Genomic DNA, 14,079 nt, shown 5'->3' on the forward strand with positions numbered 1-14,079 from the left:
GCCCCTCAGCAAGAGGAGGTTGCTCCACCCATGCGTCTTTCCGCATCCCGTTCCGCCCTGGCCGTGGCCCTGGCGCTTGGCACGTCGCTGACCGGCCTGCCCGCCCTGGCGCAGGACGCCGCCGCCCCGATGCCCGACGGCGTCACCCATTTCACCCTTCCCAACGGCCTGGAGACGGTGGTCATCCAGGACGAGCGCGCGCCCGTCGTGGTGCAGATGGTCTGGTACAAGATCGGCGCGGCGGACGAGGTGCCGGGCAAGTCCGGCATCGCGCACTATCTGGAACACCTGATGTTCAAGGGCACCGACACGCTAGAGCCCGGAGAGCTGTCCAAGACCGTGACCGCGAACGGCGGCAGCGACAACGCCTTCACATCGTGGGATTTCACGGCCTATTTCCAGCGCATCGCCAGCGACCGCCTGCCCTTGGTAATGGGGATGGAGGCCGACCGCATGGCCAACCTGAACATCCGCGACGAGGACTGGCAGGCCGAACGCCAGGTCGTGCTGGAGGAGCGTGCGCAGCGCGTCGACAGCGACCCCGCCGCCCAGTTCGCCGAAGAGCTGAACGCGGTCGTCTATGACAACCACCCCTATGGCCGGCCGATCATCGGCTGGCGCGACGAGATCGAGGCGCTGACCCGCGACGACGCGGTCGCCTGGTACGACACGCATTATTCGCCGAACGAGGCCGTTCTGGTCATCGCCGGCGACGTCACCCCCGAGGAGGCGCGTGCCCTGGCCGAGGAGCATTACGGTGCCATCCCCGCCAAGGGCGAGGCCGAACCGCGCATCCGCCCGCAGGAGCCGCCCAAGCGGACCGCGCGGCGGCTGGAGATGTCGGACCCGCGCGTCGCGCAGCCCCGGATGATCCGCACCGTGCTGGCCGCGGAACGCGATCCGGGCGCGCAGGAGGATGCGGCGGCGCTGACCGTGCTGGCGGCGCTGCTGGGTGGGTCGTCGCAGACCTCGTATCTGGCGCAGCAGCTGACGCTGCCGGGGACGGCGCTGTGGGCGGGGGCCAGCTATGATGGGCTGTCGCTGGACCGGACCGAATTCATGCTGTCGCTGGTTCCGGCCGAGGGCACCCCGCCCGAGGAGGCCGAAGCGGCATTGGACGAGGCGCTGGCGCAGTTTCTGGCCGAAGGTCCGGACGAGGCCGACCTGGAGCGCGTCAAGACCCGCATCCGGGCCGAGGAGATCTATTCGCGCGATTCGGCGCATGGCCGGGCCTATGACTATGGCCAGGGGCTGTCGACCAGCCTGACCGTGCAGGACGTGAACGACTGGCCCGACATCCTGGACGCGGTCACCGCCGAGGACGTGATGGCCGCCGCCCGCGACGTGCTGCAGGCGCCCGCCGTGACCGGCTGGCTGCTGCCCGCTCCCGCAAAGGCGGAGGCCGCCGCGACCCAGGAACCGGCCCCGGCCACCCCCGACGAACAGACCGAGGTGCAAGGATGATCCGTGCCGCAATCGCCACCGTTCTTGCCCTGCTGGCCGTGCCGGCGCAGGCGATCGAGATCCAGGACGTCACCTCTCCGGGCGGGATCAAGGCCTGGTTGGTCCAGGACGACAGCATCCCCTTTGTGGCGCTGGACATCCAGTTCCGGGGCGGCGCCAGCATGGACGCCGAGGGCAAGCGCGGCGCGGTCAACATGATGACCGCGCTGCTGGAGGAGGGCGCCGGGTCGAACAGCGCCACGCAGTTCGCCCAGGCGATCGAGGACCTGGGCGCGCGGCTGTCCTTTTCGGCCAGCGACGACACGGTGTCCGTGGGCTTCCAGTCCCTGACCGAGAACCGCGACGCCGCCGCCGACCTGCTGGCCCAGGCGCTGGCGCAGCCGCGGTTCGACGACGATGCGCTGACCCGCGTGCGCGGACAGGTGCAGGCGGTGATCCGGTCCGAGGCGACCGATCCGAACAGCATCGCCGCCAAGGAGATGGCGGCGCAGGCCTGGGGCGCGCATCCCTATGCGACCTCGATCAACGGGACGGCGGAAAGCGTCGCGGCCCTGACCAGGCAGGACCTGGTGGCGGCCAAGAACCGCGTGCTGGCGCGCGACCGGGTGGTCGTGGGCGCGGCGGGCGACATCTCGGCCGAGGAGCTGGGGCTGCTGCTGGACCGCATCCTGGGCGGGTTGCCGGAACAGGCGACCGCCCCCCTGCCCGAGCAGGCCGAGCTGCAGGTGACCGGCGGCACGACGGTCATCGACTGGGACAGCCCGCAGACCGTGGTGGCCTTTGCCGGGCCGGGCATTCCGATCGACGACCCCGATTATTTCGCGGCTTTCGTCGCCAACCACATCCTGGGCGGCGGGGGCTTCAGCTCGCGCCTGATGGAGGAGATCCGCGAGAAGCGCGGGCTGACCTATGGCGTGGGAACGGCGCTGGCCACGGGGCTGTACGGCCAGACCTGGCAGGGCGGCATGTCGGGATCGAACGCCACCACGGCCGAGGCGGTGGAGCTGATCCGCGCCGAATGGGCCCGCATGGCCGAGGGCGTGACGGACCAGGAACTGACCGATGCCAAGACCTACCTGACCGGAGAATATCCCCTGCGGTTCGACGGGAACGGACGCATCGCATCGATCCTGGCAGGCATGCAGCTGATCGGATTCCCGATCGACTATATCGATACCCGCAATGCCAAGGTCGAAGCGGTGACGTCCGAGGACGTGTCCCGCGTGGCGCAGCGCCTGCTGGACCCCGAACGGCTGCGCTTCGTACTGGTCGGCCGCCCCGAGGGGATCGAATCGGACCCTGTCACCAACTGAACCGACAACAGCGGTGGCGCCGCGCCCCAAGGGGCGCGGCGCGGTCGTTCCGGGGGACTGACCTCCCGCGAATCTCTGGCAGCCGCGGGGCAGTCCTGCTAGATTTGGGGCGATGAACAGCCATGCCCCCAAGATACGCCTCGATGGCCGCCCCGTGATCCGCCAGCTGGACGAGGCCACCGCCAACCGCATCGCGGCGGGCGAGGTGGTCGAGCGCCCGGCCTCGGCGGTCAAGGAACTGGTCGAGAACGCGCTGGACGCCGGCGCCACCCGGATCGAGATCGCCATCCAGGACGGCGGCAAGCGACTGATCCGCGTCACCGACGACGGCTGCGGCATGGTGCCGGACGACCTGCCGCTGGCCCTGTCGCGCCATGCCACCAGCAAGATCGACGGGACCGACCTGCTGGCCATCACCAGCTTCGGCTTTCGCGGCGAGGCGCTGCCCTCGCTTGGCGCGGTCGGGCGGCTGACCATCACCTCGCGCACCCGGGGGGGCGAGGGGGCGTCCATCGCGGTCACCGGGGGGCGGCTGGACCCGCTGCGCCCGGCGGCCGCCAATTGCGGCACCGTGGTCGAGCTGCGCGACCTGTTCTTTGCCACGCCCGCGCGGCTGAAGTTCCTGCGCACCGACCGGGCCGAGACGCAGGCGGTGGCCGACACGGTGCGCCGGCTGGCGATGGCCGAACCCTATGTGGGCTTTTCGCTGACCGCTGACGGGCGCGAGATCTTTCGCGCCGATGCGGAGCAGGGAGAGCTGTTCGGGGCGCTGACCACGCGGCTGACCCGGCTGATGGGGGCTGATTTCATCGACAACGCCCTGCCCATGGATGCCGAACGCGACGGGATCACCCTGACGGGCTATGCCGCCCTGCCGACTTATTCGCGTGGGGCGGCGGTGGCGCAGCATCTGTACGTGAACGGGCGGCCGGTGCGCGACAAGCTGCTGACCGGGGCGCTCAGGGCGGGCTACATGGACGTGCTGGCGGCGGGCCGGCATCCGGCGGCGGTGCTGTTTCTGGAATGCGATCCGCAGATGGTCGACGTGAACGTCCACCCGGCCAAGGCCGAGGTGCGGTTTCGCGACCCGCAATCGGCCCGCGGGCTTGTCGTGGGCAGCCTCCGCCACGCGATGGCGGGGGCCGGGCACCGCGCCTCCAGCACGGTGGGCCACGCGACGCTGCAGGCGGTGCAGGTCGAACCGCGACCCGAACCTCTGGCCGAAAACCGGTCAGACCCGCGGCCCGCATGGCAGGCCGACAGGCCGTCGGCGGCGGCCGTGCGGGCGGCGCTGGACCTGCAGATGCCGGGCTTTGCCGAGACGCCGTCGGCGCGGTTCGACCCGGTCGTGGCCGACGCGCCGATGGAGGACGCGCCCCTGGGGGCCGCGCGCGCGCAGATCCACGAGAACTATATCATCGCGCAGACGCCCGACGGGCTGGTGATCGTCGATCAGCATGCCGCCCATGAACGGCTGGTCTATGAGCGGCTGAAGGCGCAGGCGCAGGCCGCGGGCATCCCGGCCCAGGCCCTGCTGATCCCCGAGATCGTCGAGCTGTCCCCGGCCGATGCCGACCGCATCCTGTCCATCGCAGCCGATCTGGCCGCGCTTGGTTTGGTCGTCGAGCCGTTCGGCCCGGGCGCGGTCGCGCTGCGCGAGGTGCCCGCGATGCTGGCGCGGCTGGACGGGCGCGCGCTGATCCGCGACATCCTGGACGATCTGGCCGATCAGGGCGCGTCGGACCGGCTGCAGGCGCGCATCGATGCGGTGCTGTCGTCGATGGCCTGCCACGGGTCGGTCCGGTCCGGCCGCCGGATGGGCGCGGACGAGATGAACGCCCTGCTGCGCGAGATGGAGCGGACACCGAAATCGGGCCAGTGCAATCACGGCCGCCCGACCTGGGTCAAGCTGCAGCTGTCGGACATCGAACGCCTGTTCGGTCGCAGGGATTGACGCAGGGCGCGCGCGGATCGATCCTGTGCCCAGACAGGAGGTGCCGCGATGCTGCAGATTGCCGTCGACAAGATCGCCCATGTGATCATCCGCGCCCGCGATTACGAAAGCGGCGTGAATCCCTGGGCCCATCAGGGCGGTGGACGCCAGCATGGCACCCGGTCCGAGCTGCATGATTTCATCGCGGGCCTGAACGAGGATGAGCAGGCCAGCCTGGTCGCCGTAATGTGGATCGGGCGCGACAGCTTTGAGCCGTCCGAACTGGAGGAGGCGACCCGCACCGCCCGGATCGAGCGGACCATCCCGACCGAGGATTACCTGATGGGCGAACCCCGACTGGCCGACCTGCTGGAGGCCGGGCTGGAGGGGCTGGGTATCTCTCCCGGCGACATCGAGGACGACCTGCAGCGTCCGGTATGACGAAGGGCGGCCCCGCAGGACCGCCCCAAGACCGATCGTGGCCGGATCACCCTTCCGGGCTCAGCCGAACCAGACGGCCGTTCTCCTCATCGGTGATGACGACCAGGGCGCCATCCTGGGCAACCTCGACCTCGCGGACGCGGCCGATGCCCTGGGCCAGACGCGCCTCTCCGGTCACGGTAGTGCCGTCCAGTTCCAGCCGAATGATGTCGCCCGACCGCAACCCGCCGATCAGCGCGTCGCCCTGCCAGTCGGGGAACATGTCGCCGTCATAGAAGGCCATGCCGCTGATCGCGGGCGACGGATCCCAGTAATAAACCGGCTGTTCGGTACCCTCGACCTGGGTCGCGCCCATCTGGGCCCCGCTATAGTCGGTGCCGTAGGTGGCCAGGGGCCAGCCATAGTTCAAGCCGCCCTCGACGGCGTTCAGCTCGTCACCGCCCTTGGGGCCGTGCTCGTTCATCCACAGCTGGCCGTCGGGGCCCATCGCGGCGCCCTGGATGTTGCGATGGCCGATGGACCAGATCTCGGGCAGCGCGCCCTCGATTCCCGCCCCGGCCGGGGTGCCGTCGGTGGCGTTGATGCGGATGATCTTGCCCAATGTCGCCTGCGGGTCCTGGGCGTATTGGCGGGGTTCGGGGTCGCTGCGTTCGCCCAGGCCGACAAAGATGTGGCCCTCGCCGTCATGCACGATCCGTGCGCCGAAATGCTTGGTTGAGGCCCATGCCGGCTGCTGCTGCCAGATGCGCTGGACGTCGTCCATCGTGGTGCCGTCCTCGGACAGGATGCCGGTCGCGACGGCGGTGGCGTTTGTGCCGTCGCCGCGGGGTTCGGCATAGGTCCACCAGACGCGGCGGGTGTCCGCGAAATCGTCCGCGACGGACACGTCGTGCAGGCCGCCCTGGTCGCGGGCATCGACCTCGGGCAGGCCCTGAATGGGTTCGGACAGGGTACCGTCGGTGGTATAGATGCGCATCCGGCCGGGGCGTTCGGTGATCAGCCAGTTCCCGTCGGGCAGCTCCTGCAGGCCCCAGGGATGCTCCAGCCCCTCGACCAGGACCTGCTGCTGCAGTCCGGTGCTGTCCAGCATGGGCGCGCGGGTCTGGCCTTCGAAGGCGGGCGTTTGGTCGTAGGCGGCCCCGTTGGGGGCGGCATCGTTGAAACCCTGCGCCGCGGCCATCGAGGCCAGGAATCCTGTGGCGGCAAGGGTGGTCAGGCTTGTCGTCGTACGGCGCGTCATGGGGTCCTCCGATCCGGTGAATACCCTGCCCAATTCGTGACACGGCCCGGCGTTCCTCCCTGCGGCAACACGTCCCTGTCAGGCGGCCGTGACGGCGCCCATGTCAGCGCGCGTCGCGATGGTCGCGAAACAGCGCACCCGCCCGGTCCCAGGCGCCCGCGTCAAGGTCATCCAGCCCCTGCAGCACGGGCAGCAGCTGGGCCGCGTAATCCTCGCTGCTTTCGCGCGGCAGCATCGAGGGCAGGTTGTCGATCGCCATCACGTCCAGCACCGGCGCATCCTCCACCCGCAGGACCGGCGCGTCCCAAGTGGTGGTGCGGTCATAGACCTTGATCGGGGAAAAATCGCTGGTCGGGTCGCAGGCCACGTCGCCGATGACGCTCAGCGCACGACCCGGCGCCACGGCATCGGCGGACACGAAGACCGGGGCGCCGGGATGGGCTAGGATCGCGTTGACGAAGACATCGTGCATCAGCACCTCGGGGAAGGGGCCGCCATGGGCGGTCTCGGCCATGTCCCACCCGGTCACGGTGACGCCCATCGCGGTCAGCAGGTCGGCCGCGCCGCTGCCCACGCGGCCCTTGGCGCCGATGACGATGGCCCGCGGACGCGGGCGGCCGGTGGCGTCCAGCCGCGCCCGCAGGTCGTCCAGCAGGCGGTGCCGGTCGGGATAGGCGGCCACCGGGCCGCAGATGCCGCCCGACTGCTGCGCGGCCCAGGCCATCAGCGACACCGCCGCCCCCGCATAGCCCGCCCAGTACCCGAAGGCCGCCAGCCTGCGCCCCGTGTCGTCGGTCAGATATTCCAGGTCATACAACGCCCCGCCCCCGGCCCGGAACCGGTCCAGCAGCACCCGACCCGCGGGCTGGCCCTTGAAGGCGTGGCCGAACATCACGTGGCGATGGCGCAGGGGGGTGCCGTCCTCGGGCAGCTCCTTGAGGCCGAAGACGATGGCATCGTCGGGCGCGGTGGGCCAGCTGCCCTCGGGGGCGATGGTCGCGCCAGCCTTGGCATAGGCGTCGGTCGGGATGATGCGGCGGGGGCTGTCCTCGACCGTGACGCGCATGCCCTGCCCGATCAGCGCGGCGACCCCGTCCGGGGTGATGCCCACGCGATCCTCGTTCGGGCGGCTTTCCGCCCTGACCCACAGATGTGTCATCCCGATCCCCTGCCATGGCTTGCGCCCCAAGCTGTAGGTCACGCGGCAATGTGCCGCAAGCACGGGCCGGAACCCCCGGCACGCTGCCGGGGTTGACCTTTCTTTCCCCCGTTCCGCAGGAGACAGCATGCACCTGACCCGTCGCACCGGACTGAAACTGGCCGCAGCCCTGATGGGCACTGCCGTCCTGCCCGCATTGGTCCTGCCCCGCGCCGCCCGCGCGCAGGACGCCGGCTTTCGCCATGCGGTCGAGGGTGGAGAGGTCGTGATCCACCCCGTCGATCACGCCAGCATGGTCCTGGAGACGCCCGCGGGGGTGATCTATGTCGATCCGGTCGGCGGGGCCGAGGCCTATGCCGACCTGCCTGCGCCCGACCTGATCCTGATCACCCATGAACACGGCGACCATTACGACCAGCCGACGCTGGACGCCCTGCCCGAGGTGCCGATGATCGCCAACCCCGCCGTGGCCGGGATGCTGCCTGCCGCCATGGCCGAACGCACGACGACGATGGCCAATGGCGACAGCGGAGAGGCCCTGGGCCTGCCGATCGAGGCCATCCCCGCCTACAACATCACCGAGGACCGGCTGCAGAACCATCCGCAGGGCCGCGACAACGGCTATATCCTGACCATCGGGGGCCAGCGCTTCCTGATCGCCGGCGATACCGAAGATACGCCCGAACTGCGTGCCCTGACCGACATCCATGTGGCGTTCCTGCCGATGAACCTGCCCTATACGATGTCCGTCGATCAGGCGGCGGCGGCGGTCACGGCCTTTGCCCCCGACGTGGTCTATCCGTATCACCACAGGGGCAGCGACCTGGACGCGTTCGCAGCCTTGGTGGCCGAGGGCGGGTCGGGCACGCAGGTCGTCGTGGCGCCGTGGTACGCCGAAGCGGACGCCTAGAACGGCACCTTGGCCGAAAACCCGGTCTGCACCCCGGTGTCGGGGTGGCGGAACCGCAGGCTTTCGGCATGCAGCATCAGGCGGGGATGGTCGGCGGCCGTCCCCGTCGCATAAAGCGGATCGCCCAGAATCGGGTGGCCCAGGGACGCCATGTGTACCCGCAGCTGGTGGCTGCGCCCTGTGACGGGCATCAGGCGCACCCGTGTTTCCGCATCGGTCGCGCGGACGACGCGCCAGTCGGTCTGAGCAGGCCGACCCTCGACATGGTCGACCTTCTGGCGGGGCCGGTTCGGCCAATCCACGATCAGCGGCAGGTCGACCCGACCGGTTTCCGGCTGCAGGCGGCCCGAAAGCCGCGCGACATAGACCTTCTTGGTCAGCCGATCCTCGAACTGCTTGGACAGGTCGCGCTGCGCCTGCGGGGTCAAGGCAAAGACCATCACACCCGACGTGTCCAGGTCCAGCCGATGCACCAGCAGCACGGTCGGGAACGCCTCGCGCAGGCGGGCGATCAGGCAGTCGGCCCGATCCTCTCCGCGCCCCGGCACCGACAGCAACCCCGCCTGCTTGTCCACCACCAGCACGTGGTCGTCGGCATGCAGGACCACCGGGATGTCCGGCGGCGGGGCATAGACGAATTCGGTCATTTCCAGACGAGGCGCAGCGCCAGCCCCGCGAACATGACGGCGGCGATCTTGTTGACCATCCCCAGCCGCTTGCCGATCACCCCGCCTGCGATCCCGCCGACGATGCCATATCCCATGGTCACCAGCGTCCCCGTGAATGCGAAGATCAGCCCCAGGCCCAGGATCTGCTGCCAGACCGGGCCCCAGGCGGGGTTGGTGAACTGCGGCAGGAAGGCCAGCAGAAACAGGACCGGCTTGGGGTTCAGCGCGTTGGACAGGAACCCGCGGCGGATGATGTTCCAGACCCTGACGCTGCCCCGGGCCGACGGGTCGATGTCGCCCGACCGCCAGCTTTTCCACGCCAGCCACAGCAGATAGGCCGCGCCCGCGTATTTGATGGCGCGCAACGCTTCGGGATGGGCGGCGACGATCGCGCCCAGGCCCACGGTCGCCAGCGCCACGTGCATCAGCACGCCCAGGCCTACGCCGAACCCGGCCCAGGCCCCCGCGCGTGGCCCGCCCTGGATGCCGCAGGCGCTGGCGAAGAACACGTCCTGACCGGGCGCAAAGTTCAGGACCAGCCCGCCCGCGATGAAAGCGGTCAGCTGTCCCGCGGGAATGTTCGCCAAGGTGTCCCAGATCATCCTGCTGCCGTCCCCATCGTGATCACAGATGCCCGAAGGCGTCCGCCAGAATCGCCGTCAACGCATCCGCGTCGGCCTGACCAAAGGCATCCGGGCGGTCGCTGTCGATGTCCAGCACCCCGATCAGCCGCCCGCCCGCGCCCAGGACAGGCAGCACGATCTCGGACCGGGTGCTGCTGGAACAGGCGATGTGGCCCGGGAAGGCCTCGACATCGGGCACGATCTGGACCGTGCGCGTGCGCGCCGCCGCCCCGCAGACCCCGCGCGAAAACGGGATGACCAGGCAGCCGTGCCCGCCCTGATAGGGCCCGATCTTCAGCAGCTCGGGGCCCACCACGCGATAGAAGCCGGTCCAGTCGAACCGGTCGTCGGAATGATGCAGTTCGCAGGCGACGGTCGCCATCAGCGCGACCTCGTCGGTCTCGCCCGCACACAGGGCCCGGATGCGGGCCGACAGATCGTCATAATCGCTCATCCGCATATCCTTACGCGGGGCCGTCGGGACAGGAAAGCCCGCCCGTTCACCGCCGCGACGATTGCGGCGGGGACGCGGACCATTGCCCCGGCAACCGCTTGGCGGCACTGTCGCGCCATGACGCTGCGCACCCGCATCCTGACGCTGATCCTGATCGTCCAACTGGGCCTGATCGCGCTGCTGGCCCTGGGCAGCCTGGACCGGCTGCGCCGCGACATCGCCACCGAAACGCGCATGGGCGCCGAGACGGCGCGCAACCTGGTGCTGGCCACGATCGGCACGATGCAGGGGGCCGTGCCGCCCGACCGCATCATGGCGCGGCTGCCCGAACGGCTGACCGAACCCCGCCATGCCCGCATCGGCATCCTGAACGCGCTGGACGGGACGCTGCGCCAGCCCGCGGGTCCGCCCGACCCGGCGCTGCGCGCACCCGGCTGGTTCGCGGCCCTGGTCGCCCCCGACCCGCAGGAAACCCGCCTGCCGGTGGTGATCGACGGCCGCCCGCGCGGTTATGTGCTGATCACCGGCGACCCGGCCGAAGAGATCGCCCGCGCCTGGCGCGACATCCGCGACCTGATGGCGCTGGCGGCGGCGGCGGCCGTCCTGCAGGCGGCGCTGATCGCCGGGGCTTTGGCGCAGGGGTTGCGCCCGGTCGCGACCATCGCCGCGCGCCTGTCCGACATGACGCGGGGCGACCTGGACAGCCGCATCGGCCCGCTGCCCCATCCCGACCTGGCGGCGCTGGCCACCCATGCCGACCGGCTGGCGCAGGCGCTGGAACAGGCCCGCACCGACCGCACCCGCCTGCAGCACCAGGTGATCGCCCGCGCGGACGCCGAACGAAAGGCCATCGCCCGCGACCTGCACGACGAGATGGGCCCGTGCCTGTTCGGCCTGCGGGTCGAGGCCGATGCGCTGCGCGAGGCGGCGCCCGACCCCGCGACCGCCGCGTCGGCCGACCAGATCGCGGCGATCGCGGAACAGATCGCCCGCGTGAACCGCACCCTGCTGGACGATCTGCGCCCGATGGCGGTGGGACAGCTGCCTTTGGCCGCGGTGCTGGCGGATTACGTGGCCGATCTGAACCGCCGCTTTCCGGGCACCCGCTTTGCCCTGGACATGGCCGCGGGCCTGCCAGAGCCCGACGAGGCCACCGCCCTGACCCTGTTCCGCATCCTGCAGGAGGGCACAACGAACGCCCTGCGCCATGCCCGGGCGGACCGGGTGGACATCCGGCTCTGGACCGATCCGGCGCATTGGCGCATGGTGCTGGCCGATGACGGCGTGGGCATGGCCCCCGACCGGCGCGAGGGGACCGGCCTGACGGGCATGCGCGAACGCATCACCCTGCTGGGCGGCACCCTGCGCCTCGAGGCCGGGTCGCCCGGCACGCGCCTGATCGCGGACCTGCCCCGGCAGGCCGGACAGCCCTGACGACCGCCAGCACTGAGGACAGGACGACCCCGTGACGAAACGCGCCTTGGTCATCGACGACCACCCGATCACCCATCTGGGCGCCAGCCGCCTGCTGCGCGATCTGGGCTATGACCCGGTGGGCCAGGCCATGTCGGGAGAGGAGGCGCTGGACCAGCTGACCCGCGACCCCGCCCCCGACCTGATCGTCCTGGACATCAGCCTGCCCGGCGCGGGTGGCCTGGACCTGGTCGCCCCGCTGCTGGCCGCCGCACCCGACGCGCGCATCCTGGTCTTTTCGATGAACGACCAGACAGGCTTTGCCGCCCGTGCCCTGCAGGCGGGCGCGCAGGGGTTCCTGTCCAAGAACGCCCCGCCGTCCGATTTCCGCGACGCCGTGCGCACGCTGGAGGCCGGAGAGTTCTATCTGGCCCCCAAGCAGGCGATGGCGCTGGCCACGCTGCGCGCGGGCGCGGCGGGCGACCCCCTGGGCGCGCTGTCGGACCGCGAACGCCAGGTCCTGGCCCTGATCGGGCAGGGACATGCGCTGCAGGCCATCGCGGATCAGCTGGGCGTCAGCTACAAGACCGCGGCCAACACCTCGTCGGCGCTCAAGAAGAAGCTGGGCGTGGACGGAATCAACGGCTTGATGAAATTCGCGCTGGACAGCGGCGTATAGGGGGTCGGCATGCTGGCTTGGTTCACGAACGACACCGACACGACGCCCGGCGCGGCCGACCTGGCGCTGGAGGCGCTGGCGGCGGACCTGCGGGCGCGCGGCCTGCCCGTGGCGGGGGCGGTGCAGCGCAACCTGGACCTGGGCCCCGACTGCGCCTGCGACATGGAGATGATCGTGCTGGGCGATCCCGGCGATCCGGTCCGCATCTCTCAGTCGCTTGGGCCGGGGGCGCAGGGCTGCAGGCTGGATACCGGCGCGCTGGAGGAGGCAGTGGCGCGCACCGCGCCCCGCCTGGCCGGCGCGGGCCTGGTGGTGATCCCCAAGTTCGGCCGGCAGGAGGCGATGGGCCGCGGCTTTCGTGACCTGATCGGCCAGGCGGTGGCCGACGGGCAGCCGGTGATCCTGTATGTGCCGCGCCAGCAGCAGGCGGCGTTCCTGGATTTCGCGGGCGATCTGGCGGTGCGGATCCGGCCCGACCAGCTGCGGTCCTGGTGCCTGGACCGATTCGCGGCGGCGTCGTGACGGACCTGGACGCGCGGGGGCTGCTGTGTCCCCTGCCGGTGCTGCGGCTGCGAAAGCAGCTGCTGGCGATACCCGAAGGGGGCATCGTGCGGCTGATCGCGACGGACGACATGGCGATGGTCGATGTGCCGCATTTCTGCGGGCAGGCCGGGCATGCCATGATCGGGATGCGCGATCTGGGCGACGGCGTCACGGAATTCACGGTCAGGCGCGGCCCCGCGACCGGACAGGCAGCCGATCCCGCCCCCGAAGAGAGTTGAGCACCGACGATGACCATGCCCTTCCTGCCCTCGCGCAAGCGCCTGTCGGAGTTGACGGAGCAAGAGATCGTGGCCCTGGCCATCGCCTCCGAGGAGGATGACGCGCGCATCTATCGCAACTGGGCGGCGTTCCTGCGCAGGGACTATCCCGCCAGTGCCGCCGTGTTCGACGCCATGAGCGCCGAGGAGGACGGCCACCGCCGCCTGCTGCTGGACATGCACCAGCGCCGGTGGGGGGACGCCATCGCCGTGATCCGCCGCGAACATGTCGCGGGCTATGTCACCCGCCGCCCCGCCTGGATGATCGAGAACCTGTCGCTGGACCGCATCCGCGCCGAGGCCGCGGGCATGGAACGCGACGCGGCCGAGTTCTATGCCCATGCCGCCCAGGTCAGCCAGGACGCCGGCACGCGGAAGCTGCTGGGCGATCTGGCCGCCGCCGAGCGCGGCCACGAGAACCGCGCCCACGAGCTGACCGAACAGCTTCTGCCCGCCGATGCCCGCGCCGAGGAGGATGCCGTCGCCCATCGCGATTTCGTCCTGACCTGGGTCCAGCCGGGGCTGGCGGGGCTGATGGACGGCAGCGTGTCGACCCTGGCGCCGATCTTTGCGGTGGCCTTCGCCACGCAGGACCCCTGGACGACCTTCCTGGTGGGCGCCGCCGCCAGCATCGGCGCAGGCATCAGCATGGGCTTTACCGAGGCCGCATCCGATGACGGCGTGGTGTCGGGGCGCGGATCGCCGCTGAAGCGCGGACTGTCGTCCGGGGTGATGACCACCGTGGGCGGGATGGGGCACGCCCTGCCCTATCTGATACCGGATTTCTGGACCGCCACCACCATCGCCATCATCGTCGTCTTCGTCGAGCTGTGGGCCATCGCCTGGATCCAGAACCGCTGGATGCAGACGCCCTTCTGGCGGGCCGTCTTGCAAGTCGTCGTGGGCGGTGGTCTGGTGCTGGCCGTTGGGGTGCTGATCGGATCGGGCTGACGGCCCCCGC

At 70.5% G+C, this 14,079-nt stretch carries 15 protein-coding genes; 10 read left to right on the top strand and 5 right to left on the bottom strand.

Annotation, left to right across the window (positions count from 1 at the left end; translation table 11 throughout):
- The first annotated feature begins 30 nt into the window (after positions 1-30).
- The 4 genes from SY26_RS09905 (at position 31) to SY26_RS09920 (ending at position 5,151) form a co-directional block, all read left to right on the top strand.
- The gene (locus SY26_RS09905) at positions 31-1,464 is read left to right on the top strand and encodes a pitrilysin family protein (protein ID WP_046000400.1); all 1,434 of its coding nucleotides are present in this window, start codon (positions 31-33) and stop codon (positions 1,462-1,464) included.
- Positions 1,461-2,777 carry a pitrilysin family protein gene (locus SY26_RS09910; RefSeq protein ID WP_046000401.1) on the top strand — a complete coding sequence of 439 codons (1,317 nt, stop codon included), beginning with the start codon at positions 1,461-1,463 and terminating at the stop codon, positions 2,775-2,777. Before SY26_RS09905 ends, SY26_RS09910 begins: the two co-directional genes overlap by 4 nt.
- 112 nt (positions 2,778-2,889) lie before the next feature.
- Positions 2,890-4,731: a DNA mismatch repair endonuclease MutL gene (mutL, locus tag SY26_RS09915; RefSeq protein ID WP_046000402.1), complete on the top strand. Its 1,842-nt coding sequence runs from the start codon at positions 2,890-2,892 to the stop codon at positions 4,729-4,731.
- A gap of 48 nt (positions 4,732-4,779) precedes the next feature.
- Entirely contained in the window at positions 4,780-5,151 is a 372-nt protein-coding gene (locus tag SY26_RS09920) for a DUF3775 domain-containing protein (RefSeq protein WP_046000403.1), read from the top strand.
- Between the two features lie 46 nt (positions 5,152-5,197).
- Here SY26_RS09920 and SY26_RS09925 read toward each other — a convergent pair whose 3' ends face one another.
- The gene (locus tag SY26_RS09925; RefSeq protein ID WP_046000404.1) at positions 5,198-6,391 is read right to left on the bottom strand and encodes a PQQ-dependent sugar dehydrogenase; all 1,194 of its coding nucleotides are present in this window, start codon (positions 6,389-6,391) and stop codon (positions 5,198-5,200) included.
- A gap of 103 nt (positions 6,392-6,494) precedes the next feature.
- Positions 6,495-7,550: a saccharopine dehydrogenase gene (locus SY26_RS09930; RefSeq protein ID WP_046000405.1), complete on the bottom strand. Its 1,056-nt coding sequence runs from the start codon at positions 7,548-7,550 to the stop codon at positions 6,495-6,497.
- 127 nt (positions 7,551-7,677) lie between these two features.
- On the opposite strand from SY26_RS09930, the gene SY26_RS09935 reads away from it, so the two are divergent.
- Complete coding sequence (locus SY26_RS09935) at positions 7,678-8,460, top strand: MBL fold metallo-hydrolase (protein WP_046000406.1); 783 nt, start codon at positions 7,678-7,680, stop codon at positions 8,458-8,460.
- Here the strand turns inward: SY26_RS09935 and SY26_RS09940 are convergent.
- The 3 genes from SY26_RS09940 to SY26_RS09950 are packed head-to-tail and all read right to left on the bottom strand — an operon-like array spanning position 8,457 to position 10,205.
- Positions 8,457-9,107, bottom strand: coding sequence for a pseudouridine synthase (locus SY26_RS09940; protein WP_046000407.1), 651 nt, complete (start codon positions 9,105-9,107; stop codon positions 8,457-8,459). The genes SY26_RS09935 and SY26_RS09940 overlap by 4 nt on opposite strands.
- Positions 9,104-9,730, bottom strand: coding sequence for a LysE family translocator (locus SY26_RS09945; RefSeq protein WP_046000408.1), 627 nt, complete (start codon positions 9,728-9,730; stop codon positions 9,104-9,106). The genes SY26_RS09940 and SY26_RS09945 overlap by 4 nt, the downstream gene beginning before the upstream one ends.
- 22 nt (positions 9,731-9,752) lie before the next feature.
- A complete protein-coding gene (locus SY26_RS09950; RefSeq protein ID WP_045982463.1) occupies positions 9,753-10,205 on the bottom strand; it encodes a GAF domain-containing protein in 453 nt (150 codons plus the stop codon).
- Between the two features lie 117 nt (positions 10,206-10,322).
- Between SY26_RS09950 and SY26_RS09955 the strand changes: the two genes are divergently transcribed.
- From SY26_RS09955 to mbfA, 5 genes are read left to right on the top strand one after another with little or no spacing between them, the layout of a single operon-like run.
- Positions 10,323-11,639, top strand: a complete 1,317-nt coding sequence (locus SY26_RS09955; RefSeq protein WP_046000409.1) for a histidine kinase — start codon at positions 10,323-10,325, stop codon at positions 11,637-11,639.
- A gap of 31 nt (positions 11,640-11,670) precedes the next feature.
- Positions 11,671-12,297, top strand: coding sequence for a response regulator transcription factor (locus SY26_RS09960; protein ID WP_046000410.1), 627 nt, complete (start codon positions 11,671-11,673; stop codon positions 12,295-12,297).
- A 9-nt stretch (positions 12,298-12,306) separates the two neighbouring features.
- Entirely contained in the window at positions 12,307-12,819 is a 513-nt protein-coding gene (locus SY26_RS09965) for a DUF2478 domain-containing protein (protein ID WP_046000411.1), read from the top strand.
- Complete coding sequence (locus SY26_RS09970; RefSeq protein WP_046000412.1) at positions 12,816-13,079, top strand: sulfurtransferase TusA family protein; 264 nt, start codon at positions 12,816-12,818, stop codon at positions 13,077-13,079. Before SY26_RS09965 ends, SY26_RS09970 begins: the two co-directional genes overlap by 4 nt.
- Positions 13,080-13,094: 15 nt before the next feature.
- A complete protein-coding gene (mbfA, locus tag SY26_RS09975; protein ID WP_046000818.1) occupies positions 13,095-14,069 on the top strand; it encodes an iron exporter MbfA in 975 nt (324 codons plus the stop codon).
- The last annotated feature ends 10 nt before the right edge of the window (positions 14,070-14,079 follow it).

Origin of the sequence: Paracoccus sp. 228, from assembly GCF_000967825.1 — a bacterium.
GTDB lineage: Bacteria > Pseudomonadota > Alphaproteobacteria > Rhodobacterales > Rhodobacteraceae > Paracoccus > Paracoccus marcusii.